This window comes from Sporosarcina luteola (assembly GCF_007991495.1).
Taxonomy (GTDB): Bacteria; Bacillota; Bacilli; order Bacillales_A; family Planococcaceae; genus Sporosarcina; species Sporosarcina luteola.
The window spans coordinates 1-25,436 of the sequence record NZ_BJYL01000015.1 but is presented as its reverse complement, the minus strand read 5'-3'; the positions used below and the strand labels follow the sequence as shown (position 1 = coordinate 25,436).

The window sequence follows — 25,436 nt, the reverse complement described above, 5'->3', positions numbered from 1 at the left end:
ATCCCTCTTCTAGTTATCTTGATATTCCACTTTGATCTTTTTAATGAACCTTCTCCATATGAACATGGACACAGCGAAGACAACCGCAATGATTGAAACAATTTGCGCAGCGCGAAGATCTCCGCCATACAAACTGTCCGTTCTCATTCCTTCAATAAAGTACCTTCCGATCGAATACCAAATGAGGTAAAAGAAAAACATTTCTCCCCTCTTCAATCGAACCCTTCTTAAAATAAGGAGGATGATAAGACCGACTACATTCCATAAGGATTCATATAGAAACGTCGGGTGATACGTCACTCCTTCAATCGTCATTTGATTCATAATCCAATCTGGAATCCATGTGTTTTCCAGAAACTTTTGGGATACAGGACCCCCGTGCGCTTCTTGGTTAATGAAGTTCCCCCATCGACCGATAATCTGGCCAATCAAAATCCCGGGAACGGCAATATCAGCGACTTTCCAAAAAGAGATTCCGCGTCTTTTTGTAAACACGTAAGTCGTTATAAATGCACCGATCAATGCACCATGGATGGCAATTCCGCCCTCCCATATTTTAATGACATCGGCCGGGTTATCCTTATAGGAATCCCATGAAAATATAACATAATAGATCCGTGCACTTATAATGGCGATAGGTACAGCCCAAATAAGCAGATCGGTTAAGAAATCAGGGTGCATTCCCCGTTTCACCATTTCTTTTTGAACGACGATAAATGCTAAAATGATGCCAGATGTGATTAAAATTCCATACCAACGAATCGGTATAGGACCTAAATGAAAGGCCGTTGGGTCAATCGCTAGTATATCGAACATTATTTTCCTCTATCCCCTCTACTTCAGATTCATCTGTATGTTGGCTAATCGCCAAATCAAGTTTTTTTGAAAAGTTTTCAGCTGCGTTGATGCCTAATCTTTTCATCCGGTAATCCATTGCCGCCACTTCAATAATGACAGATAGATTCCGCCCCGGCCGTACGGGTACTGTAAGCTTCGTCAAATCCGAATCCATAATCTTCATCTTCTCTTCGTCAATGCCTAAACGATCATAAATTTTATTAGGGTCCCAAGCTTCAAGATCGATCACCATTAAAATCCGTTTATCGTCCTTCACGGCACTTGCACCGAAAAGTGTCATCATGTCAATAATGCCGACACCGCGTATTTCAAGCATATGTCTAAGTATTTTCGGCGCATTCCCGATCAATACATTTTTTGCGACTTGCCTAATTTCCACTGCATCATCTGCAACGAGCCGGTGCCCTCTTTTCACAAGTTCTAAAGCCGTTTCACTTTTACCGACGCCACTTTTCCCAGTTATCAACACGCCGATGCCATAAACGTCTACGAGAACTCCATGGACAGTCGTCATCGGTGCTAAACGCCCTTCAAGGTAATTCGTCAGCATCCCCGAGAAGCGCGTTGTCGGGTTCTCCGTTTGCAGCACAGGAATGTTTCGTAATTCCGCTAGCTCAAGCAATTCACTCGGGCATTGAATATTATGTGCAAGGATGAAAGCCGGTGTGTCATCCGTACAAAGACGATTCATACGATCTTGGCGTTCAGCCTCATTCAACTTATTGAAAAAGGAAATTTCCGTTTTCCCAAGCAGCTGAACCCGTAATGCCGGATAAAAGTCGAAATAACCCGCCATTTCAAGACCCGGGCGTGATATGTCGCTAGTTAAAATATTTCGCTCGATGCCTGCCCAGCCTGCGAGAAGTTCAAGACCAAAACGTTCTTGAATATCCTTCACTGTTACAATCGACATTTCCTCGCCGCCTTTCTTTTTTCTCTGAAGCTATGCTTCATTTTACCATGAACAATTCCTTTTGAAATGATTTCGTCCTGAAATTGTCTACCTTTTTAGTTATCAGGTCTATATACATAGCGAGGGGGAGAGCATATGGCGAAAATTTTATTGGATGCGGGACACGGGCCGGCAACACCCGGGAAAAGGTCTCCGGATGGGAAACTCTTAGAGTTCAGCTTTAATTCGGCAGTAGCAGAAATGATCAAACAGACTTTGCATTCGGAAGGGGTGGAGGTCGTTTTATCACATAGTCCGAATCGTGATGTCCCGTTAGCGGAAAGGACGAGCTTAGCGAACAAGTTGAACGTTGATGCGTTTGTCTCTATTCACGCAAATGCATTTGGGAACGGATGGAATGAGGCGCAAGGGATTGAGACATATATTTATCCGAAGGCAAGTAAACAATCTGAGGCATTGGCGGCTGTCGTCCATACATCATTGATTTCAGCGTGCAGGCGGAAAGATCGAGGGGTAAAGACAGCAAACTTCGCGGTATTACGGGATACTAAAATGCCAGCAATTCTGGTGGAATGCGGCTTCATGACCAACCGGGAAGAGGCCGATCTTCTGCTGCAGAATGGCTATCGAAAACAATGCGCACGAGCGATTGCTTTCGGAATCCTCGCCTGGCTGTATCATGGGAATCAGTGATAACCAGTACGGGTTAGTATGCACTTTGGACGCGCGGGAGTCGCCTTTGGACGCACGGGAGCTTGCTTTGGACGTGCGGGTTACTCCTTTGGACGCGCGGGCTACTCCTTTGGACGCGCGGCTGCCTGCTTTGGACGCGCGGGGGCCTGCTTTGGACGCGCGGGCTACTCCTTTGGACGCGCGGGCTACTCCTTTGGACGCGCGGGCTACTCCTTTGGACGCGCGGAGGCCTGCTTTGGACGCGCGCGGAATTCGTAGTAAAAAGCTGTCAATAACGTCGAATGACGTTGTTGACAGCTTTTATTATTTAATCATGTTTAACCGTATAGCAGACGATGACTGAACCTGTTTTTGCCTCGGCATGAATATGAAGGGGAGCAGTTTCACTTTCAAGCTCTTTCGAAAAGCTGACTGAGCGGTGAAGGAATTGTTCTTGTTCAGTCGATTTGTTAACATCTTTCAACTGAAGGTCCAACCGTCCCATGTTTGTTGCAATTTCCCCGCGCAACGGAATATCGGATGGAACATATACTTCAACGGAACCGCTCACCGTTTTCGCATCTATTCTTTGTGCAGCAGCATCCGTTGTCGTGATAACTACATGGCCATTCAGTGATTTTGCTTCGACATCTTTCAATTCACCTAGCACATAGACGCGTCCGTTAATTGTTTCAGCTTCAAGCATTTCGCCAGTACTATCGTTCAACCGGATCGACCCATTCCCTGCTTCCAGTTCAGCTTCTTTAAAGGTAATCCGCTCGACATCCACTTTCCCGTTTGCCGTCTTCGTATATAATCGATCAACGGATAGATCTTTGATTGCGAAGTGACCGTTCAGAAGTCTTGCAGAGATCTTTTTATAGTCCTTCTTTGGAACAAAGAGGTCTACATTGACTTGGCTTAATTTCAAGTCGCTTAATAAGCGTAGCTTGCCTTCATCTTTCAAGAAGATCAACTTATCGAGGAATTCTTTTTTGGCTTCTTCTTCTGATCTTCCGTTAAATGATTTAACGATGAATTCGGCTTTGATTTCCTCAACATCGGTCGCGTGAATGGAAACACTTCCGTGATCGACGTCAATAAGGATTTCTTCTAAATCGTCGGCTTGTTTGACCATTGTATGGTGGAATGTGGAACTTCCGCCGAAAGGCTTGTCAAAATCAAAGTCTTTCATTTTTTCTACAGCGGTTTGCATGAATTGCATGAAGCGATCACCAACAGTGACAAAGTCTTTCTTGATGTCTTCGAAGAATTCATCCATTGATGGATCTTTTCCGTTTGTATTGTTGGATTCTGATTGTTTGTTTTCTCGCTCGAATTGGGTTTCATTGTTGAAGTCTTCTGCTTGTTGGAAGTTCTTTTCGTTACTAGATGGAGTTGTATTTTTCTCCATTGCTTCTAAAAGTGTTAAGGCTTCGTCCATTGAAATTGTACCGTTTTCCAGCATTGTCAAGATACGTTCGCGTTCATTTTGCATCTTTCCGCCTCCTAATTTGGTATGCCTTTGATTTCAACTAATAGCAAGAGTCACTGTTACATACTCTTACTTTCCATAGTATATATACGAATGCCCCTTCATAAGGTTTCATCTTTTTTCAGTGGAGGCTGTTTCGATCATGTCTTTCATTCGTTGGCGGTCCCGTTCGAGAATCGGTTTCAAATAATGGCCCGTATAGGATTTTTTTACGTTGGCTACTTTTTCCGGCGTGCCTGTCGCAATGATTTGGCCGCCTTTGTCTCCGCCTTCGGGACCGATGTCGATAATATAGTCAACGGTTTTGATGACGTCAAGGTTATGTTCGATGACGAGTACCGTATTTCCAGAGTCCACTAAACGTTGCAGCACGTCCAATAGTTTGGCAATATCATGGACATGCAAGCCGGTTGTCGGCTCGTCCAAAATATAAAATGATTTTCCGTTTGAACGTTTATGCAATTCGGATGCCAATTTGACCCTTTGCGCTTCTCCGCCCGATAATGTTGTGGCGGGTTGACCCAGTTGAACGTATCCAAGGCCAACGTCGGCGATCGTCTGCAGTTTTCTGCTGATTTTAGGAATGTTTTCAAAGAATACTAATGCGTCTTCAACAGTCATTGATAAGACGTCGGCGATGTTTTTTCCTTTGTATGTCACTTCAAGTGTTTCACGGTTATATCGTTTCCCATGACATACTTCGCAAGGTACATAGACGTCAGGAAGGAAATGCATTTCGATTTTGATAATACCGTCTCCACGGCAAGCTTCACAGCGTCCGCCCTTCACGTTAAAGCTGAATCGCCCTTTTTTATATCCTCTTACCTTCGCCTCGTTTGTCATGGCGAATACATCACGAACATCGTCGAAAACTCCGGTATATGTCGCCGGGTTCGATCTTGGCGTCCGCCCGATCGGGGATTGATCGATTTCAATTACCTTCTCTAATTCTTCAAGTCCACTAACAGATGTGAACTTGCCCGGCTTTTGCTTTGAACGGTTTAGTTTTTGGGCCAACACTTTATAAAGAACTTCATTGACAAGTGAGCTTTTACCAGACCCCGAAACACCCGTCACTGCAATGAATTGACCTAACGGGAAATCTACGTCGACGTTTTTCAAGTTGTTTTCCGATGCGCCTTTTATCGAAACAACTCTGCCATCCGGCTCACGCCTTTCGATTGGCAGGGAAATGAATTTCTTACCGCTTAAATATTGACCCGTCAATGAGTTCGGATCATTCATCACTTCGGTAGGTGTACCGGCCGATACGATTTGCCCTCCGGCTTCTCCTGCCCCGGGACCAATGTCAATCAAGTAATCAGCAGCAACCATTGTGTCTTCATCGTGCTCTACAACAATAAGTGTATTGCCGATGTCGCGCATGCTTTGTAACGTTCCGATCAGACGATCATTATCTCGTTGATGGAGTCCGATCGACGGTTCATCTAAAATATAGAGGACGCCTGTCAATCTGGAGCCGATTTGCGTGGCAAGCCGGATTCGCTGCGCTTCACCGCCCGATAACGTGCCTGCCGTCCTGGATAACGTTAAATAATCGAGCCCTACATTAACAAGGAACCCTAATCGTTCTTCAATCTCACGGAGGATGAGCTTTGCAATTTGCATATCCTTCTCTGAAAGTACGAGATTCCTAAAGAAGTTGTCGGCTTCTGTAATGGATAGGGCGGTTACTTTTCCGATATGCTCCCCATTTACTTTGACAGCCAGCGTCTCCTCTTTCAATCGGTATCCTTTACAATTCGGACACGCGCGGCTCGCCATATATTTCTCCATCTGCTCGCGGATATAATCGGAAGACGTTTCCTTGAACCTGCGCTCAACATTTGCGAGTACACCTTCGAAATAGATATTATTTACGCGTGTATTGCCAAATTCATTCGTATATTGGAACTTGATTTTATGATCCTTTGAACCGTAAAGGATTATATTCAAATCTTCATCTGCCAAATCTTCGACAGGAACGTCCATCGGTATTTTAAAATGATGACAAATTGTCTTTAACAGTTCTGGGTAGTATTGTGAACTCGTTGGTACCCAAGGCGCAATTGCACCTTCATTTAATGAAAGGGAACGATCAGGGATGACCAGTTCCGGATCCACCTCAAGTTTCGAACCTAGGCCATCACATTCGGGACATGCACCGAATGGGCTGTTGAATGAAAACATCCGCGGCTCCAGCTCCCCGATGGAAAAACCGCAAATCGGACAAGCATGATGTTCACTGAACAGCAATTCTTCCACATCCATCACATCGACCAAGACAGTTCCGTCAGCCAACCGCAGCGCAGACTCCAATGAGTCACTGAGGCGGGCTTCGATCCCCTCTTTAACGACAATGCGGTCAATAACGACTTCTATTGTATGTTTTTTGTTTTTGTTCAGTTCGATATTATCATCGAGATCGATTACTTCTCCATTCACTCGGATCCTGACATAACCTTGCTTTTTTATGTCTTCAATCAGCTTCGCATGCGTTCCTTTCCTTCCAGAAACGACAGGCGCCAATATTTGCAGCCTGGATCGTTCCGGCAGTTGCATAATCCGGTCGACCATCTGTTCAATCGTCTGTGAAGTAATTTCAATTCCGTGATTCGGACAGATAGGCTTGCCGATCCGTGCGTATAGCAATCGTAAGTAATCATAGATTTCTGTAACAGTTCCGACAGTGGATCGAGGGTTGCGGCTTGTCGTCTTTTGATCAATGGAAATGGCAGGTGACAGCCCCTCTATGACATCGACGTCGGGTTTATCCATCTGGCCTAAGAATTGTCTCGCATACGCTGATAGCGATTCAACATATCTTCGTTGCCCTTCCGCGTAAATCGTATCGAAAGCGAGAGACGATTTCCCTGAGCCGGACAATCCTGTAATGACAACCATTTTATCGCGTGGAATGGTGACGTTAATATTTTTCAGATTATGGGCTCTGGCCCCTTGAATGACAATTTCCGTATTTTTCATTGCGTCTTCACCCTTCAGCCTTCAATTCTAATATCGTATCGCGCAATTCTGCGGCTCTTTCGAAATCGAGTGCCTTTGCCGCCTCTTTCATTTCCTTTTCGAGCGTTGCAAGCAATTTCGTCTTATCTTCTTTCGTCAACTTCTTGCCTTTTGTCACTTTATCAAGAGCAGAAATACTATCTTCGGCAATTTGAGTCGCACGGATAACATCTCTGATTTCCTTTTTAATTGTTGTCGGAGTGATACCATGCTTTTCATTGTAAGCCATTTGGATTTCCCGGCGTCTTGTCGTTTCATCAATCGCCTTTTTCATGGAATCCGTGTAGCGATCCGCATACATAATGACCTTGCCCTCAGAGTTACGTGCAGCCCGGCCGATTGTTTGGATCAGAGATCGTTCAGAACGAAGGAATCCTTCCTTATCCGCATCCAAAATGGTGACAAGGGAAACTTCCGGAATATCAAGCCCTTCCCTTAGCAAGTTAATGCCAATCAGGACATCATACGTTCCTAACCTCAGTTCTCTGATGATTTCAATACGTTCGAGCGTTTTTATATCGGAATGCAAGTATTGGACTTTGATGCCGATATCTTTCAGGTAATCGGTCAAATCCTCGGACATCTTTTTCGTCAATGTAGTAATCAATACCCGTTCATTCCGTTTTGTACGCTCATTAATTTCCCCGATTAAGTCATCGATCTGGCCTTCAATTGGACGCACTTCAATGATTGGATCAAGCAATCCTGTTGGCCTGATGATTTGTTCAACCATTTCGGGCGTATGCTCGATTTCATAAGGGCCGGGAGTTGCGGAAACATAGATCGCTTCATGGACATAGTTTTCAAATTCATCGAACATAAGCGGTCGATTGTCAAGCGCTGAAGGTAAGCGGAATCCATGGTCAACCAGCACTTGCTTTCTTGCTTGGTCACCATTGTACATCCCGCGAATTTGAGGCAATGTGACATGGCTTTCATCAATGACGATAAGGAAATCATCCGGAAAATAATCAAGCAGTGTATAAGGCGTCGCCCCTGCAGGTCTCAGCGTCAAATGCCTTGAATAGTTTTCAATCCCTGAGCAGAAACCCATTTCCCGCATCATTTCCAAGTCATAGCGCGTTCTTTGTTCAAGTCGCTGTGCTTCCAGCAAATTATCATCTTTCCTTAGTACTTTGAGACGCTCTTCCAGCTCTGCCTCGATATTTGCGATTGCTTTCACCATCTTTTCTTCACCCGTAACGAAGTGAGATGCAGGGAAGATGGCTACATGTTCGCGCTCGCCTAAAATTTCACCGGTAAGTGCATCGACTTCCCGGATCCGGTCGATTTCGTCCCCGAAAAATTCAATGCGAATGCAGTGCTCGTCCTGTGAGGCCGGGAATAATTCGACGACGTCCCCTCTCACCCGGAATGTGCCCCGCGTAAAATTGATATCGTTTCTTGAGTATTGAATATCGACAAAACGTCTCAATAGTTCATTGCGGCCAATTTCCATGCCAGACCGTAGTGAGACGACATGCTTCCCATATTCCTCCGGTGAACCGAGTCCGTAAATGCATGACACGGATGCGACAATCAATACATCACTCCGTTCAAACAACGCCGATGTTGCCGAGTGGCGAAGCTTATCGATTTCATCATTGATCGTTGCATCTTTTTCTATATAAGTATCCGTATGCGGGACGTACGCTTCCGGTTGATAATAATCGTAAAAGCTAACAAAATACTCTACCGCATTATTCGGGAAAAATTCTTTAAATTCACTATAAAGTTGCCCAGCAAGTGTTTTATTGTGTGCAATTACAAGTGTCGGTTTATTGATTTCCTTCACTACATTTGAAACGGTGAACGTCTTCCCTGTCCCGGTCGCACCTAAAAGTGTCTGATGTTTTTTGCCTTCTCCAATGCCTTCCACTAGCTTCGCAATCGCTGAAGGTTGGTCGCCTAAAGGAACATACGGAGCATGCAAATCAAATTTCTGGACCATACAAAGTCCCCCCCAACATGAATTAGTTACATCTTAACATAGTTTAAAGCTAGACTAAAGAAATAAGGGAACGTACGTTTTTTATTGTTGATTATAAATAAAAAAGCGGCCCGCACCGATATCATCTGATGATACCGGGCAGCCCGCTAAGCTATTATTATTTTTCTTCCATTTTCATCAATTCATCTGTCAAACGATTGAAGGCCGACTCGTCCTTTTGGTCAAGCGCAAGATCGATCAGTTTTAAGAGACGTCTTTTTGTTTGCTCTCGATGAATGTGACTGAGGAACAAATCCATATAAATATCGTTCAATAACCTCTCCGCTTGCAAAGAAGAGCTGTTTTTTCCAACGGCTTTTAAAAACTCGGCATATGAATATTTCTTCTCCATCTCCCTCACCCCTGATGCCTTTTTTCCATTATACATAAACTAGAAGATCGGTTGCAAGGTTTTTGTGAATATTCTATTTAATTTTCTTCATGCTGTTTCCGCTTTCTCTTTTGAAAGACGGATGGTCACTTCGGAGATAAGTAATACGATAACTGCCATTATTACTGGAGACACGGATAGGCCAACTACGATGAATCCAGTAATAAGAACGAAAAGAGCTTGCAGCAATTGAACAGCACTTACCGTTTTGCGGATCGCCGGTTGACGCGTGCTTTCCGATTGCGGGAAAAGCATATCCATCCGGAAATCATCTCCTCCACTTAAAGCGTGAACGAGTTGGATCGATGAGGCGAAAGCCAATGCCCCGATGAATAAATAGATAACAATCGGGAATGGGATTAGAACGATCCCGATGACCGACAATGCTGTAAGTCTGACCCATAGCCAAAATGTGTCATCCGTTCGGATAAGCGTCCTTTGCAATAAATAACGTTGCGGTGAAGTTTGACCGAACTTCGGAGCGCGCATGAGGAATCCTAGCCAAGCGCGGCGGCTGACGGATCCTTTTAAATGAGGCACATCCGTGAAATAATTGGCAAAACGGTAAAAACGCATCATTCGATTTTGCTCAAGTGTTATGAAGTGCTCATATGGGAACGGTTTAGCCGCACTTTTTTTCTTCCAGAATAAATAATAGACAGCCATCAATAGACCGATGACCGGGATGAAATACGGAAGATTTGCAAGCATGACATAAATGAGCAACGCTGCTAATACGAAACGCAAGAGGCGGTCCTTCCACATTCCAGAGCCTTCATTCGCACGTCTATAAACATACTCCGTCTCTACGTACAGCCATTTCACAAGAAATACGAGAACGGCAGTCAAGATTAATTGAGTCTTCCCTGCAACATTTGTAGCAGTGAGCAAAGGCATTAAAACGATAAAGATAATAAATGGCACCGGTAGTTGTGAAAATAACGAGTAGCGTAATGATCTACGCAAATATTCCTCGATTTTCTTTTCCATCGGCAAGAAAAAAACGATATCTGCCGGCTTGAGCAATGTCACAGGCGCTCCGAAAACTAATGCCGCCCCAAGAAGGATAGCGGCAATAATAGCCGATGGAAAGTTATCAGGCACTTCTTTCAGCCATTCACTGTACGCATACCCCCCGGCCCCAATTGTAAACAGCAGGACAATTGCCAAATGGCCAGTAAAAACGAACTTCATATATTTTTGCAGTTCGGTCATGTAATGGACAAATCGATTGCCCCATATTTCACGCAAGCTGTTCATGATCATGATCCTCTGTCATTGAAATATATAGCTCGTCCAATGTTGCATGAGGACGGTTGAATGCTTTCCTTAAATCATCCATTGTCCCTTGCGCTCTCACTCGGCCTTCGTGCAGAAGGATGATCCGGTCACAATACTTCTCCGCAGTTGACAGGACATGGGTCGACATCAATACCGAAGCCCCATTCGCTTTTCTCTCGGATATTTGATCCAATAAGGAACGGATACCGATCGGATCAAGGCCTACGAACGGCTCATCGATAATGTACAAAGATGGTTCCACGAGAAATGCACACATAATCATCACTTTTTGACGCATCCCTTTCGAGAAATGTGCGGGAAACCAATTCAATCTTTTCTCCATCATGAACTCTTTCAACAACATTGAAGAACGGGCTTCAAACAGTTCTTCATCTAATCCATATGCCATTGCGGTAAGTTCCAGATGCTCCCTCAACGTCAACTCCTCATATAAAATCGGAGTTTCAGGAATATATGTGAACGCCTTCCGATACGCTTCAGGGTCATCTGCGAATGTAACGCCATTCACATTAATTTCACCACGGTGAGGATTCATAAGTCCGATAATATGCTTGATTGTCGTACTTTTTCCGGCACCATTCAAACCTATCAACCCGACGAGTTCGCCTTCGCCGATTTCAAACGATAGATCATGCAGTACAGGTTTGCGCGTATATCCGCCTGTCACATCTTTCAATTCGAGAATTGCCATAATCATCCTCCATTCTTATATCTATTTTACCAAACATAACACCAAAATGCTTTGTCCATCTTTCACCCATTAACAGAAAATATGCTACACTTATGAGAATCATGAATATGTCCGCATTTATCGGACACAGTTAACCGGAAAGGATGGATTACGAATGACTTCATGTATTTTCTGTAAGATTGTAGAAGGAACTCTACCTAGTGAAAAAATTTATGAGGACGAGAACGTTATTGCCATAATGGATGTCATGCCCGTCACAAAAGGGCATATTTTGCTCATCCCAAAAAATCATAGGGAAAATTTATATGAAATGACTGAAGAAGAGGCATCCCGATTATTTGCAGTCGCTCCTAAACTGGCAAATGTCTTAAAAGAGGAGTTCAGCCCTGCGGGAATGAATCTTTTACAAAATAACGGCGCTCCGGCTGGACAGGCTGTTTTCCATTTCCATATGCACTTTATCCCCCGCTACGACCAGACGGATGGCTTCCAATCAGACTGGAATCCGAAAGTGGAAGATTATCCAACGGAGCGGATTCAGGAAATCGCTGCCCAAATCCGGAATCGTTTCGATAAGGAGTAACACTTGCCAGTATTCATAGTTTCATGTACAATTTTAGTATGTTTTCGCTGACGATCACGAGGATACGTCAGGAGAACGAATAAGAGCAGAGTTGAGGAGAGATGAGAAATGAATACTAGAAATTTGACGTTGATGGCATTGTTGGTGTCCGTCGGTGCAGCTTTGTATTTGGTGATTCCCGGTTATGGTGAGGGCATGAAGCCGGACTTCATGTTGACGATGATGATCATTGGGATCTTTTTATTCCCCGATGTGCGCAGCGTCTTTTTATTAGGAGCCACAACAGGTGTCATTTCAGGATTGTTTTCAAGCTTCCCGGGCGGCTTCATACCAAATATCGCCGATAAATTAATTACGGCTTTTGTCGTCTTGGCGCTTATCATTCTATTTAAAAAATCATTAAACCGTTTAATCGTACCGACACTCATTATATGCGTCGGAACATTATTGTCCGGAACCGTATTCCTTTCAATCGTCATCTATATGATGGGTGTCAATATCCCTTTCGGATTTTTATTCGCAACTGTCGTCTTGCCAGCCATTGCGATGAACGGAATCGTATTCTTCATCATCTATCCGATCATTATCGGATTGTTAAAACGGACTTCCTTTAAAACAGCATTATCCAATTGATTGTACAAAGCTTCTCTTAGCGGAGAAGCTTTTTTTGATTGCCCGGAACACTCCGCCATGTTTTAATTAAACTATGACAAGGAATACTATTCAAAAAGAAAGGAGTGTCCACCATGAAAGCATCCGCCTTTATGTACGGACTCATCACAGGCTCGGTTACAGCTGCTGTCACCATCCTTTACTCAACCCCTCAATCGGGAAGCGAAATACGATCGTCCATTAAAAATGCGTCAACTGACATGAAACATAAATTATATGACGTCAAAGGAAAAATTTCCGATTTGAAGGATTCCATCACTCATATGACAAAGGAAGTAAAAGAACTCGTGCCCGAAGCCGTGCATGATATTAAAGGATCCATCGAACAATGGCAGCTTTCCACCGAAAAGAACAAGCTTCGACTCGAAAAAGAAATCTCCGCCATTCAAACTTCCCTGGCAGAACTAGAACAAACGATAGCCGCCCAACAGAAATAAGCAAAACCAAGTTATCCAACATCATAATTGGATAACTTTTTTTGAATAAGAAAGCGTAGGGCGCCTGCCTAAAGGCGACCGGAGCTGGATTAAAAAAAGTTTTTTTGCAATTCCAACTTTTTTATTTGAAACTTTCCTGCTATAATGAAAATACACTATATAATTTTGGAGGTATTTCATGACAGAACAAAAATTTTCTCAAAAAGAAGCGATGATCTATAGTCAACGCGTCGCTCAAATGTCGAAAGCACTCTGGAAGGCTGTCGAAAAAGATTGGCAACAGTGGATAAAACCTTATAACTTGAATATTAATGAACACCATATTCTTTGGATTGCCCATCATCTCCAAGGGGCCACCATATCAGACATTGCAAAATTTGGTGTCATGCACGTATCCACCGCATTCAACTTTTCCAAAAAACTTGAAGAACGCGGCTACCTGATGTTTTTCAAAAAGGACGACGATCGCCGTAATACATATGTATCCGTTACCGAAGAAGGCGATGAACTTCTACAAGCTATGAATGAAAACTATTACGATTCCGAACATGGCATCTTAGAAGGATCACTTCCAATCAAAAGCATTTATGGAAAATTTCCTGAATTTTTAGAAGTGATGTCCGTCATCCGCAATATTTACGGAGAAGATTTCATGGAGATTTTCGAACGTGGGTTTAATCGCATCGATCGCTCCTTTGACGAGCAAAATGGTGAATTAGTTTCTATTAATACGGCAAAAAAAGAACGTATGGAAACACCCGAATTACAGACCGCCGATGAAAAATAATGTCAATTTCCGATTATGTCTGCTATTATAAAGTAAGGCTTTGAAGAGGAGGACTGGATTTGATCCTAATCATTACTGTTTTGTTTTCATTATTTTATTTATTCCAAATCAACAAGATGACATTCGCATTATGTCAATCACGGGAAATCCCAGAAGAAAAGCAACCTAAAATATATCGAACGGTCAATATCCTAATCACTATATTGATTCTGTCGTTCTATCTTGAAGTACTATTAAATGTATAATTGCGCCCTTGAAAAAGTCCAACTCCCTTATCGGGAGTTGGACTTTCTTTTTTAGTACAAGTATGCAGCTCCGACGATGATCAAAAGGATGAACAATACAACAATCAGCGCAAATCCGGAAGAACCTTGCCCTTGGCCATATCCACTCATTAGAGCACCTCCTCTCTCTTAGTATCCTATGCAATCCGCGTTTATCGTCATAGGCTTTTAGGAAGGGAACCTTTTTGTTTTATGAACGTTTTTATGTTATAGTATCAAATGTTGTACACAAAAGTTAGGGGAGAATAATCATGAAAAAAACAATTCTTGCAATGACGATGGCTGCATCTGTTTTAGCCCTTGCTGCATGTAACGACCAAACAGAGGCGGATGACGAGATCATCGCAAAATCAAAAGTCGGCACAATTACAAAAGAAGACCTATATGAAGAGATGAAGGATGCAATCGGCGTTCAAGTTGTCGAAAACCTACTTCTTCAACAAGCATTGGAGAATGAATATAAAGTATCCGACAAAGAAGTAAAAGAAGAAATTAAGAAACAGAAAGAAGCATACGGAGACAGCTTTGAAATGGTCCTTCAACAACAAGGAATCACTGAAAAGTTCTTTGACAAAAATGTAAAATCCCAAATGCTTCAAAAGAAAATGATCGAATCATTGGAAGTATCCGATGAGGATATCGCAAAAGGCGTGGAACGTGCAAAAACTGAAGTCCATGCTCGCCATATCGTAGTTAAAGACGAAAAGACTGCAAATGAAGTGTTGAAAAAAGTGAAAGACGGCGGCGATTTCGAAGCGTTAGCGAAGGAATACTCCACTGAGCCGGTCGCTCAAGATACAGGCGGAGATCTCGGTTGGTTCGGTCCTGGTAAAATGCTTCAGGAATTCGAAGATGCAGCTTATGCATTGAAAAAAGGTGAAATTAGCGAGCCTGTGAAGACAAGCTATGGCTATCACATCATCGAATTGCTTGATACACGTACGGCTGAAACCGAGAAAACAGATGACGAAATTAAAGCCGAAGTTGAAAATAACCTAAAAGCTGCTCTATTCGAAGAAAAACTTGAAGAATTGATCAAAGCAGCTGACATTGATATTAAAGACGATGAATACAAACATGCGTTGGACAACTATTTGACGCAAAAAGATGAAGAAGCAGACGCTGAGAAAAAATAATAAGTTAAAAGCCTCGTTCAGGTTTCTGAACGAGGCTTTTTTCAATCGATATTCGGCTTGTAAAAAGATCGGTTATCCAGAGGGAAAATCCGCTCTGTAAATTCCCCGTTCTCCGTTTTAGACATCACCCTGTCAAGCATGTTCATCTTCGCATCAATATTATCGATATAATGCAGCATCTCCGCTTCCATCAACATCGGACGTTTCGGGCTGCCCCATTCTTCTTTTCCGTGATGGGAAAGGACCATATGCTGTAGGAGCATAACTTCCTCCCCGTCAATTTCCAATTCATCTGCAGCTTTTGATATTTCATTCACCATGATGGTGATATGCCCTAACAGATTACCTTCAATCGTATACTGCGTTCCGATAGGTCCCGACAGCTCGATCACTTTTCCAATATCATGCAAAATGACTCCCGCGTACAGTAAATCCTTGTTCAACGACGGATATAAATCAGCGATCGCTTTTCCAAGTTTCAACATAGAAACGACATGATCCAGCAATCCGGATACATAATCATGATGGTTCCGTGTTGCTGCAGGATACACTAAAAATGCGGACTGGTGTTTCTTCAGTAAATGACGAGTGATGCGCTGGATATGCGGGTTTTTCATCTCAAAGAAATATTGCATTAACTCTTCATACAGAGCTTCCTTGCTTTTAGATGCAGAAGGGACGAGGTCTGAAATCGTCACACCTTCCTCCTCTTTTGCAGGACGGATGCTCTTGATGCGCAGTTGGTTTTTCCCTCTATATTCATGGACTTCGCCGCCAACTTTAACGATTGTTGCAGCAGCATATAATTGTTCTTGCTCGGTTCCTGTGTCCCAAAGCTTTGCCTCTATATCTCCGCTCTTATCTTGCAAAATGAGTGTCATGAACGGGCTGCCTTGTTGTGTAATTCCTTTAGTTGATTGTTTAATAAGCAAAAAGAGATCAACAGGTTCCCCGACTTGGTGTTCAATAATTTTTTTCATCTTGCCACCGCCCCCTTTTCCGCTTCCGATACGGATGCGCTAATTATCTTTGCATTTGTCCATTCTTCTACCATCTTACCATGACAAGTGACGTAGATGAACTGGTGCTGTTCACTTAAGTTCTCCACTATCGTCTTCATGCGGGAAAGCCTCGTTTCGTCAAAGTGAACGAAAGGATCATCCATCAAAATTGGAAAAGGCGCTGTCTTCTCCATCGCCATCGCTAATGAGAGCCGGAGCGAAATATATGCCTGCTCTTTTGTTGCCTGGCTTAGCTCAATAATGGGATAGCGCATTCCATTTTGTGCAATTGCTTGGAACAAACCATTATCAAGGATCGTAAGCGATTCATATGCGCCCCCTGTAAGTTCCCGGAATAACCGATCAGCTCCATGCAATACTTCTGGCAGCTTCTTATCCTTTAATTCCTTCATCATCCCTTTAATGGCTTCTACGGTCACTTGACGGACGGCCCATTGCTTGGCCAATTCTGCAAACTCCGCCTTTTTCATTTCAAATAATTGCTGTTTTTGTTGAAACGTATCATCCGTCAATAATTTTTCCGTTTCAATCTTTAATGCAGTCTTTTCCTGTACGAGCTGATCCATGATCTCTTCAACTTCGGAGAGTGTTCGTTCTGCACGCTCAATCTCTGTCTTCAACTCTTCTTCTGTCTGCGCAAGCTCCGTATCTGCCTGTGCTCCCTGCATTGACAATTGCGCAGCTATATCCATCAAATGCTGATTCAGAAGAACGGCTTCCTGGTAATCATCATATGCCTTGTAATATTGCTCTTCCGTTTCAACCTCAGCCTCTTGGAATAAATCTCTCTGTTGCGCACGCAAAGAGCCGATGAACTCCGTCACTTCCCGCTTCTCCATTTGCAACTCTTCCAACCTGTCCGAAAGAGTAGTATATGATTGCTGTTCCGACTTTAGGAATATGAATTCACTTCTCAACTTGTCATATAACGTTTCCTCTTGCAAATCTGGAATTAGCACAAGGGCCTCTGTCATTCTGGATTGGATGCGTTCATTAACCTCTTCCAATCTTGCACGATTTTCTTGTAAATCCCGTTCGATTTCCTGGACACTCCGGACCATGCTGAAAAATTCATGCAAGATACCCGGATTCGGGATTTTAGTCATTCCATAATCCAGGAAGAACCCACTCAGTTCATTCCCAAGACTTTCTTTTGCCCGGCCAAGTTTTTCGTATTCCGCTTCCAAACCGCTCATTTTACGTTCAACCGTACGCTCCATTTCGGCTAATCGGGGCTGATGTTGCCGATAAGCAGCCACCTTTTCAAACATGCTCTCCATTTGCTTTTCATAGCCCGCATATTGAGCTACGAATTGCTTCATTTCCTCTTCTTTCGAACTGGCATCCTGCTTTTTCATTACTAAAACGAGATAAGCAACGATTACAGCAATACATGCCCCAACTATACTAAACAACCACTGTTTCTCAATAAAACCGATCGCAATAGCCGCAAATGCCACAACAAATAGAAGAAGGTAAACAAATAGATTCCCATTCAATGGGTTCGTCCGTTTTAACTGGAGATATGCTTTTGCCTCGCCAAGACGGTCCCGAATGGACGGCCATTCCTCCACTCGCCTCATGTCTTCATCGGATGGGCGGCTTTTCTCCACGTATTGCAGTTCCTTTTTCACTTCACGAAGCTCGTTTTCCAACTGTGTCAGTTGGTGGTCAATATACCCCATTTGCCGATCAAGCTCAGCCGCCTTCTGCAATTGATCATATAACAGTTCTTCCCGATGAATGGAAACATCCGACTGCAATATGACATCCGCCTCGCTCAAACCTAATCGGTCAAGCAACTGATGTTTTTTTATAATGGACTGCCGCTGACTTTCCTGCAGCGAGCCGCTGATCGCATGCCAATCATGCCATTCAGGCTCCCGTGCTAATAGGCGTTCAATGGCTACTAGCGTTTTAGTGTCCGGCGGATTTGGCATCCGTTCCTTCACTGTCATCAGTTCTTTTTCCAACCCATTCACTTTAGCTTCCATTTCCTTTAACTTGCCACTGACCATTTCAAACCGCCGAATGCCGTCTGACGGAAAGACACTTTGTCCAATCTGTCCTAACCTGTCTTCAATCGTCCGTTTTCGATTTTTCAGAGGCAATCGTTGAATTTGCTGACCGAGATCCTTATAGCACGCACGTAAACGTTCAGATGCGGATTTTTTCTCGATCAGCTCTTTTTCAATCGCATGGATCCGGTTTAGTTTAGGAGAGTACACCGATAGTCTCTCTTGTTCACTTTTCAGATCGGACTCCATTTCCTTCAATTCTTGTAAACGTTGATTCAATTCAGGATTTCGGCCAGTTTTTTTGAATAAATCCGCAATTTCCTTCTCCATTTTTTTCTCCACACGCAATAAGGAGTCCACGCCTGTTGTTCCCGACGCCAATAAGGTACGGCTTAATTCGAGCTCATCCATCTTTTCAAATCCTTGCAGCTGAAGGAGGGAGAATGAAAAAACCGATTCAAACGAAGCACGGTCATACTGTCGTAAAAGCGTCTTTAATGCTTCTTCTCCACCCTCCGTACCATCCGCAAAATAGACGGTGATGTCTCCTGCTGATTTCCCGCGTACTCGCTCGATGACATAATCACCGTGAATGGCATCAGATATATGGACTTGTCCCCCATATTTCCCGCCCGATTTCGGCTCATATCGAAGTTGTGTACTATTCTTTTGTGGAAATCCGAAAAGAACTTGAAGAATGAATTGCTGAATGGTTGTTTTTCCGGCTTCATTTTCTCCAAAGATGATGTTTATGCCTGTATCGAAATCGATTGTTTTATTTTCATGCTTTCCAAAACCATAGATGACGATCTTTTTTAACTTCACATGTTCACCTCATTTCGAAATGTGTGTATTAAGGCATTGTAACCCGGATTTCCGCTTCAGGCGGACGCTTTCCGGGGGGCAGGAGGTGAGCCTCCTCGGTCGCTTCGCTCCACTGCGGGGTCTCACCTTTCCCGCTGATCCCCCAAGAGTCGCCGCCTTCCGCTACAATCCTAAAGTAAATATGAAACTTATAGCATTTCATTTAATAAAAGCCGTTCTGCGTCTTTTTTCAACTCTGAAATATCGTCTTCCGTCAATGCATCAAGGTATCTGACCGTTCGAACATGTCCGTACAGGTCGTCGAGCACATGTATCCATTCGTCGGTCGACCAGCTGTCCACTTGGTTTAACACCGATTCGATCAGCACGTTATTCGTATTTTCCTGGCGCACGTTCCCAACAGTCACCAATCGGTGAACAAAAACGAACGGCTCCTTGCCCGCTGTCACTTCACGGATTGTTTCCAACCATGCGTCGTCTGGCTGTTGTGCGAAGAAAGCAACTGTTTCTGCATCAGTCATATGCATTTCCAAGTCAATAATGGATGGCCCGTTTTCCTCGACAAACGAATCAAGCGCCTCTTCACAAAGCGTTATCCATTCATTCGCATGATGGATGCCGTTGCACTGTAGTTGAATCCGACCAAAATGAACGGCAGATGTCGGTATGAAGGAAAGAACTGTTTCTGAATTACTCAATTCCACTTCATAAAATCCTTTTTCCCCTGATTCATTCCGGTGACGGCCTTGAATATTTCCCGGATAAACAACCGGTGGATTTTCGCTAAGCTGCTGACGTTTATGGATATGGCCAAGCGCCCAATAATGATAATGCTTCGACTGAAGTTCATCAATCGTGAAAGGCGCATAGACGGCATGCGATTCGTCCCCGGCAACACTGCCGTGCAACAATCCGATATGATAGGACTGCTGATCCGAGGCGGTCGGGAAATGAGTGATCATTCTTTCACGGACATGCCTTTTAGGATAACTGAAGCCATGCAGCACGACTTCTTGACCCCTTACCGTCAACGAAACGTCTTCGACATGCTCTTTGAATTCAAACACATTTCCAGGCAGCTCAAACTTTGTCCAGCTCCCACTTACATGATCATGGTTCCCATAAGTGATGTATACAGGAATTTCGGCTTCAGCCAGTTTTTCCATTCCCTCTTGGAACTTTCGTTGGGCACGCAAGCTCCGGTCCTCGCCATCATACAAATCCCCGACGATCAACACGAAATCCGGATGTGACTTCAAAGCGTATCTGATAAGTCGGTCAAATGCTGTAAATGTGCTTTCACGCAATTCATTCAAACGAGCGGGCGATAGTCCAGTCAATCCTTTGAAAGGGCTATCCAAGTGCAAATCCGCAGCATGTATAAATCGGATGGATGACAAAACAACAACCCCCTTCCCTAACGAATATTTGTTCTAATTTTACCATATGTAAAGGGGAAAAACACCATAGATAAGCTGGGGCTGTTAAATGACAGTCGGAGCTTATTTTTATCGCGGACGGGACTTTAAGAGCGGTTTAATTGACCGCGGGAGGCTATTTTTCACGCCGACGGGACTTTAAGTGACGTTTAATTGACCGCGACAGCTTATTTTTCACGTGGACGGGACTTTAAGAGACGTTTAATTGACCGCGGGAGCTTATTTTTCACGTGGACGGGATATTAAGAGACGTTTAATTGACTGCGGGAGCTTATTTTTCTCGTGGACGGGACTTTAAGTGACGTTTAATTGACCGCGGGTGGCTATTTTTCTCGTGGACGGGACTTTAAGTGACGTTTAATTGACCGCGGGAGCTTATTTTTCTCGTGGACAGGACTTTAAGAGACGTTTAATTGACCGCGAGGGATTAATTTTCACGCGGACGGGACAATAAGTGACGTTTAATTGACTGTCATGCCGATCTTGCCGGTTCGCGGGACAATAAAGAAAAAAGCTGTTCGGAAAATCAGTATGCACTGACTTTCCGGACAGCTCCAGCTTTTTATTCCTTCCCTAACTGAATTGCTTTCTTAATATCTTTCAACGAACGCGAAGGTCCATACATGAGAACGCCTCCACGATACACTCTTGCTCCGAACCAGCCGAGAATGAAGATTGTCGCAAGCATGATGGCGATTGATAGCAACGGTTCCCACATTGGCAAATCGAGCAACCCTACCCGCAAGAACATGACAAGCGGTGTGAAGAATGGGAAATACGATGCGTATTTCAAATAACCGATTTCCGGATTGCCCAACCCTGTTGCAGCGATGATAAATGCCGCCACGATCAGCAATGTCATCGGCATAATCATCTGTTGGACATCTTCTGTTCTACTGACCAATGACCCTAGCAATGCCGCGAGTGTCGCATATAGGAAGAATCCTAGCACGAAGAAAACTGCTGCATAGACGAGGGTGCTCGGACTGACATCCTTCAAACTGAAGAAGTCGGAAAACCCTCCTGGAATTTCGGTTGCTGACGTTTTAAAGGCGATGAATCCTGTAATGCCATAAATAATAATTTGCAAAATCCCCAAAGACCCAACCCCGAGAACTTTCGCAAACATATGCTTCACAGGGGAAACGCTTGAGATAAGGATTTCCATTACTCTTGAAGATTTTTCATTTGCGACATCCATTGCGATCATGCTTGAATACATGATAACAGAGAAATAAATGACGAACATCAGTACATACACAAGTACCCGGGCTGTGTTCAGCTCTTCTTCCGACTTAGCAGAAGGCGATATATTTTGCTGTTCAAATTGAATCGGTGTGAACAATGTCTGCACTTGCGCTCCGGATAAAGACAATTCATTCGCTTTCATTTCTGTCTGGATGGATTGAAGTGCGTCCTGGATGCGTCCCGGTAAGCTAAAATCCATCATACTCATCGTAGTATAATTAGCATGAATCGTACCTTGCTCATCCACAGATAACGTCAAGAATGAATCGATGTCCTCGGACGTTACTTTATCAGTAAGTTCCTGTTCAGATTCCTCGGTTGCTTTGACGACAATCCCACTCTCTTCGGTTTCCAGCTGTGCCCGCAACGGGTCAATCAGAACGCCGCTAGTATCCACAACATGAAGGACTTCTTCCTCTTCCCCGCCTGTCATATCTTGCACCGTGTCTATTATTTTCGATATATTTGCAAGCAGGAAAATGGCCACCATCATAATGAGCGTCGTAATGATGAAAGATTTCGCCTTCGCCTTTGATGTAAAAGCTTGTTTGAAGATAATCCAAAACTCACGCATGTTCTTTCCCCACCTTTGCAATAAATATATCTTGCAGGGAAGGCTCTTCGATCTCAAAATGTCGAATTGGTCCTTCCTGCAATGCAGCCGTCAGAAGTTCGTTTGCTACGTCTTCCTCTTCAATTTGGAAGACCGCGCCCTCGACTGAATGGGAAACCGATTTGACTCCTAAAATATGATCCAACTTCGTCAAATCATGATCAGATCGGATACGTACATTTTGCCTTCCGAATGAACGCTTCACTTCTCGAAGCGACCCTTTTACAATTTGTTGACCCTTATGAATGATGCTCAGCTGCTCACATAACTCTTCTACATGATCCATCCGGTGACTGGAGAAAATGATCGTCGCCCCCGTATTTCTAAAATCGATAATTGCCCTTTTCAGCATTTCGACATTCACCGGATCGAGACCTGAGAACGGTTCGTCAAGAATTAAAAGTTTTGGATCATGCATTAGGGCGGCAATCACTTGGATCTTCTGCTGGTTCCCTTTCGACAACTCTTCCACTCTTTTATTCAAATACTGCGGCACTTCGAATCGATCCAACCAATACCCAATCGCCTTTTTCGCATCCGCTTTTTTCATGCCTCTTAATTCCCCAAGGAAAATGAGCTGTTCCTCGACTTTCATTTTTGGATAAAGGCCCCGCTCCTCCGGTAGATAACCGATTTCAGGACTTGTCGAGTATGAAATCGTTTTGCCATTCCAAGCGATTTGCCCTTCATTCGCATTCAATAGACCCAAAATCATCCGAAACGTCGTCGTCTTACCCGCCCCATTTGCCCCTAAGAAGCCATACATCGTCCCTTCCTCAATTGAAAGAGTTAAATCATCCACGGCCGTAAAGTCACCAAACCGCTTTGTAACGTTCTCAAGTTGTAAAGCCATCATGTATCTCCCTTCCCTTTTCCTACTAGTTTTTACTACGTGCTTACGAGATAATTAGTTTCATTAAATTCGCTTGTTATAAATCATAGCCCCGACACCATATGAAATGAGCATCACTCCATATGCAGATGACAGAAGGAGATAGGCCAATTTCGGACCTTCGAAAATAAGTGCTCCTACCCACATCAGCATAAGCGTAATAAGTGTAATTGACCATGACACAGTTCTCGCTTTTTCGTGAACCTCCTGATATCTTTCATCAAAGCGGCGTTCTTTCTTTCCCTTTTTGAAATAAAGGAAAGCGATCAGCAACACGACCCCCGCACCTGTAATAAATCCTGCTAAACTTTCAATGGATGGAATCATAGTTCCCCGCCTTTCTTATTAATGATGTTTGTTGACAATCGCTGCGCCAATCAACCATGAAAGCATATGAATGACCCATAACGCAGTAAGGATAAAAAATGCCAGTTTTGCCCCTTCCACAATCATGACGATGAGCCAGGCAATTAAAATCGCGCCAGTCATTACCTTCCACGAAATTGATCTCGCGTGTCGATGGAGATTTGTATACCTTTCATCAAACATTCGCTCCTTCTTGCCTTTTTTCCTTACAAAATACCAAACGATTGCCCATATGGCTAATCCAGATGGCAAGCCTAGTAGAAAAGCCCATATATCAAATCCTTCGTACATATTTACTCCTCCTCTGGTTTAAAGACATCCTCAATACGGCAATTAAAGAGCTTTGCGATTTTAAATGCTAAAGTCAAAGAGGGATTATACCTTCCCTTTTCGAGAGAAATGATCGTCTGCCTTGAGACTTCCAATTTCTCTGCAAGGTCATCCTGCGTCAATCCCATAGCGGTCCGCATTTCCTTAATCAAGTTTTCCAGTTAAATGCTCCCCCTTTCATTGTAAAGGTCGCTTTACGTAAAGGTTACTTTACTATATGCAGAATGTCAAGGGACCTTTACAAATATTTTTAATTCTTCAATGAACCGCTATTCATTTCTAATGTTTTCATAGTATAATGGAGAAAATGTACGGAAGGATGAGCAGCTTGAGAACATATAAATTGACGGCATACGAAAAAACGGGTGAATTGATTACAGAGGAAACATTTACTGCGGAGAATGATGAGTTGGCAAAAGAAAAAGGTCATGCACTGCTGGAAGAGAAAAACCTTATTGAGCAAACACATCGCCTTGCATCACCTGCCGGAAAGCTATTGCTGTTTCACGTTTAATCGGTGAAAAATTTGGCTACATTTCTGTCATTGTGATACTCTTTAATTGAATGAAACGACAGAGAGGTGCGTCCATTGAATATTGCTCTCATTGCACACGACAAGAAGAAAGATGAATTAGTGAATTTCACGATTGCTTATAAACACATCTTTTCCGAATATGAACTTTATGCCACTGGAACGACCGGGACGCGCATTATGGAAGCGACAGGCCTTCAAATCCACCGGATGATGTCGGGCCCTTTAGGCGGAGACCAACAGATCGGTTCTATGATCGCGACAGGCGATCTCGATTTAATCATTTTTTTCCGCGATCCATTAACAGCCCAACCTCATGAGCCTGACGTCAGTGCATTATTGCGACTTTGTGATGTGTACGGAATACCGCTTGCGACAAATATCGCTACAGCTGAGTTACTGATTAAATCTGTCGAAAAAGGTTATTTCTCATGGCGTGAAACAGCGGATAAATACAAAACAAAAGGACTTGATCCCCGAGAGGATTAAGTCCTTTTGTTTTTAGAGTGAGCCAGTGTGTGGGCGAGAGAGAATGGACCTTGGAATGAGAAGAATGGATCCTCGCCGTGAAAGAATGGACCTTCGTGCGAAGGAATGGACCTTGCGCGAAAGTAGTGAACTGGAATCGAGAACTCTACTATGCTTATCGAGAACTCTTTGCACTTCAATGAGAACTCCTTAACCTTTAACGAGAACTCTTTGCACTTTAATGAGAACTCCTCAACCTTCAATGAGAACTCACTGCACTTCAATGAGAACTCCTCGACCTTTAACGAGAACTCACTGCACCTTAATGAGAACTCCTCACCCCTTATCTAGAACTCACTGCACTTCAATGAGAACTCCTCACCCCTTATCGAGAACTCTTTCTACTTCAATGAGAACTTCTTAACTTTTAACGAGAACTCTTTACACG

26 protein-coding genes are annotated in these 25,436 nt (G+C 43.6%); 9 read left to right on the top strand and 17 right to left on the bottom strand.

Annotated features, from left to right (window positions below):
• Positions 1–9: 9 nt before the first annotated feature.
• Both lgt and hprK read right to left on the bottom strand, forming a co-directional pair.
• On the bottom strand, positions 10–816 hold the full coding sequence (lgt, locus tag SLU01_RS05455) for a prolipoprotein diacylglyceryl transferase (protein ID WP_147056139.1): 807 nt from the start codon (positions 814–816) through the stop codon (positions 10–12).
• Positions 794–1,771 carry an HPr(Ser) kinase/phosphatase gene (gene hprK / locus SLU01_RS05450; protein WP_147056137.1) on the bottom strand — a complete coding sequence of 326 codons (978 nt, stop codon included), beginning with the start codon at positions 1,769–1,771 and terminating at the stop codon, positions 794–796. The genes lgt and hprK overlap by 23 nt, the downstream gene beginning before the upstream one ends.
• A 135-nt stretch (positions 1,772–1,906) precedes the next feature.
• Between hprK and SLU01_RS05445 the strand changes: the two genes are divergently transcribed.
• A complete protein-coding gene (locus SLU01_RS05445; RefSeq protein ID WP_147056135.1) occupies positions 1,907–2,464 on the top strand; it encodes an N-acetylmuramoyl-L-alanine amidase family protein in 558 nt (185 codons plus the stop codon).
• 307 nt (positions 2,465–2,771) lie between these two features.
• Here SLU01_RS05445 and SLU01_RS05435 read toward each other — a convergent pair whose 3' ends face one another.
• From SLU01_RS05435 to SLU01_RS05410, 6 genes are all read right to left on the bottom strand, one after another.
• Positions 2,772–3,941 carry a DUF4097 family beta strand repeat-containing protein gene (locus SLU01_RS05435; RefSeq protein ID WP_147056131.1) on the bottom strand — a complete coding sequence of 390 codons (1,170 nt, stop codon included), beginning with the start codon at positions 3,939–3,941 and terminating at the stop codon, positions 2,772–2,774.
• A 108-nt stretch (positions 3,942–4,049) separates the two neighbouring features.
• Entirely contained in the window at positions 4,050–6,923 is a 2,874-nt protein-coding gene (gene uvrA / locus SLU01_RS05430) for an excinuclease ABC subunit UvrA (RefSeq protein WP_147056129.1), read from the bottom strand.
• Positions 6,924–6,930: 7 nt separating this feature from the next.
• On the bottom strand, positions 6,931–8,913 hold the full coding sequence (gene uvrB / locus SLU01_RS05425; protein WP_147056127.1) for an excinuclease ABC subunit UvrB: 1,983 nt from the start codon (positions 8,911–8,913) through the stop codon (positions 6,931–6,933).
• A gap of 157 nt (positions 8,914–9,070) precedes the next feature.
• Entirely contained in the window at positions 9,071–9,304 is a 234-nt protein-coding gene (locus SLU01_RS05420; protein WP_147056125.1) for an IDEAL domain-containing protein, read from the bottom strand.
• Positions 9,305–9,391: 87 nt separating this feature from the next.
• Positions 9,392–10,603: an ABC transporter permease gene (locus SLU01_RS05415; RefSeq protein WP_170232599.1), complete on the bottom strand. Its 1,212-nt coding sequence runs from the start codon at positions 10,601–10,603 to the stop codon at positions 9,392–9,394.
• Positions 10,587–11,336, bottom strand: a complete 750-nt coding sequence (locus SLU01_RS05410; protein ID WP_147056121.1) for an ABC transporter ATP-binding protein — start codon at positions 11,334–11,336, stop codon at positions 10,587–10,589. Before SLU01_RS05410 ends, SLU01_RS05415 begins: the two co-directional genes overlap by 17 nt.
• Before the next feature lie 154 nt (positions 11,337–11,490).
• On the opposite strand from SLU01_RS05410, the gene SLU01_RS05405 reads away from it, so the two are divergent.
• The 5 genes from SLU01_RS05405 to SLU01_RS05385 all read left to right on the top strand — a co-directional run bounded on the left by SLU01_RS05405 (position 11,491) and on the right by SLU01_RS05385 (position 14,060).
• Positions 11,491–11,919, top strand: coding sequence for an HIT family protein (locus tag SLU01_RS05405; protein ID WP_147056119.1), 429 nt, complete (start codon positions 11,491–11,493; stop codon positions 11,917–11,919).
• Positions 11,920–12,027: 108 nt separating this feature from the next.
• Positions 12,028–12,552, top strand: a complete 525-nt coding sequence (locus tag SLU01_RS05400) for a tryptophan transporter (protein WP_147056117.1) — start codon at positions 12,028–12,030, stop codon at positions 12,550–12,552.
• 113 nt (positions 12,553–12,665) lie between these two features.
• Positions 12,666–13,028 carry a YtxH domain-containing protein gene (locus SLU01_RS05395; RefSeq protein WP_147056116.1) on the top strand — a complete coding sequence of 121 codons (363 nt, stop codon included), beginning with the start codon at positions 12,666–12,668 and terminating at the stop codon, positions 13,026–13,028.
• A 178-nt stretch (positions 13,029–13,206) separates the two neighbouring features.
• On the top strand, positions 13,207–13,815 hold the full coding sequence (locus tag SLU01_RS05390; RefSeq protein WP_147056114.1) for an HTH-type transcriptional regulator Hpr: 609 nt from the start codon (positions 13,207–13,209) through the stop codon (positions 13,813–13,815).
• 59 nt (positions 13,816–13,874) lie between these two features.
• Positions 13,875–14,060 carry a hypothetical protein gene (locus tag SLU01_RS05385; RefSeq protein WP_147056112.1) on the top strand — a complete coding sequence of 62 codons (186 nt, stop codon included), beginning with the start codon at positions 13,875–13,877 and terminating at the stop codon, positions 14,058–14,060.
• 51 nt (positions 14,061–14,111) lie between these two features.
• On the opposite strand, the gene SLU01_RS05380 is transcribed toward SLU01_RS05385, so the two are convergent.
• Positions 14,112–14,210 carry a YjcZ family sporulation protein gene (locus tag SLU01_RS05380; RefSeq protein WP_147056110.1) on the bottom strand — a complete coding sequence of 33 codons (99 nt, stop codon included), beginning with the start codon at positions 14,208–14,210 and terminating at the stop codon, positions 14,112–14,114.
• Between the two features lie 140 nt (positions 14,211–14,350).
• Between SLU01_RS05380 and SLU01_RS05375 the strand changes: the two genes are divergently transcribed.
• On the top strand, positions 14,351–15,235 hold the full coding sequence (locus tag SLU01_RS05375; protein WP_147056108.1) for a peptidylprolyl isomerase: 885 nt from the start codon (positions 14,351–14,353) through the stop codon (positions 15,233–15,235).
• 41 nt (positions 15,236–15,276) lie between these two features.
• Here SLU01_RS05375 and yhaM read toward each other — a convergent pair whose 3' ends face one another.
• The 8 genes from yhaM to SLU01_RS05335 all read right to left on the bottom strand — a co-directional run bounded on the left by yhaM (position 15,277) and on the right by SLU01_RS05335 (position 24,149).
• On the bottom strand, positions 15,277–16,215 hold the full coding sequence (gene yhaM, locus SLU01_RS05370; RefSeq protein WP_147056106.1) for a 3'-5' exoribonuclease YhaM: 939 nt from the start codon (positions 16,213–16,215) through the stop codon (positions 15,277–15,279).
• The gene (locus SLU01_RS05365; protein ID WP_147056104.1) at positions 16,212–19,100 is read right to left on the bottom strand and encodes an ATP-binding protein; all 2,889 of its coding nucleotides are present in this window, start codon (positions 19,098–19,100) and stop codon (positions 16,212–16,214) included. Before SLU01_RS05365 ends, yhaM begins: the two co-directional genes overlap by 4 nt.
• A gap of 188 nt (positions 19,101–19,288) precedes the next feature.
• Positions 19,289–20,500, bottom strand: a complete 1,212-nt coding sequence (locus SLU01_RS05360) for a metallophosphoesterase family protein (protein ID WP_147056102.1) — start codon at positions 20,498–20,500, stop codon at positions 19,289–19,291.
• 601 nt (positions 20,501–21,101) lie between these two features.
• On the bottom strand, positions 21,102–22,361 hold the full coding sequence (locus SLU01_RS05355; protein ID WP_147056100.1) for an ABC transporter permease: 1,260 nt from the start codon (positions 22,359–22,361) through the stop codon (positions 21,102–21,104).
• Positions 22,354–23,253, bottom strand: a complete 900-nt coding sequence (locus SLU01_RS05350; RefSeq protein WP_147056098.1) for an ABC transporter ATP-binding protein — start codon at positions 23,251–23,253, stop codon at positions 22,354–22,356. Before SLU01_RS05350 ends, SLU01_RS05355 begins: the two co-directional genes overlap by 8 nt.
• Positions 23,254–23,316: 63 nt before the next feature.
• Complete coding sequence (locus SLU01_RS05345) at positions 23,317–23,619, bottom strand: DUF2178 domain-containing protein (protein WP_147056096.1); 303 nt, start codon at positions 23,617–23,619, stop codon at positions 23,317–23,319.
• An 18-nt stretch (positions 23,620–23,637) separates the two neighbouring features.
• Positions 23,638–23,949, bottom strand: a complete 312-nt coding sequence (locus SLU01_RS05340) for a hypothetical protein (RefSeq protein WP_147056093.1) — start codon at positions 23,947–23,949, stop codon at positions 23,638–23,640.
• 2 nt (positions 23,950–23,951) lie between these two features.
• Positions 23,952–24,149 (bottom strand): helix-turn-helix transcriptional regulator, encoded by a 198-nt coding sequence (locus SLU01_RS05335; protein ID WP_147056091.1) that lies wholly within the window; start codon positions 24,147–24,149, stop codon positions 23,952–23,954.
• 167 nt (positions 24,150–24,316) lie between these two features.
• Here SLU01_RS05335 and SLU01_RS05330 point away from each other — a divergent pair, with 167 nt between their 5' ends.
• Positions 24,317–24,502, top strand: coding sequence for a YhzD family protein (locus tag SLU01_RS05330; RefSeq protein ID WP_147056089.1), 186 nt, complete (start codon positions 24,317–24,319; stop codon positions 24,500–24,502).
• Positions 24,503–24,568: 66 nt separating this feature from the next.
• The gene (mgsA, locus tag SLU01_RS05325; protein WP_147056086.1) at positions 24,569–25,009 is read left to right on the top strand and encodes a methylglyoxal synthase; all 441 of its coding nucleotides are present in this window, start codon (positions 24,569–24,571) and stop codon (positions 25,007–25,009) included.
• Positions 25,010–25,436 lie beyond the last annotated feature (427 nt).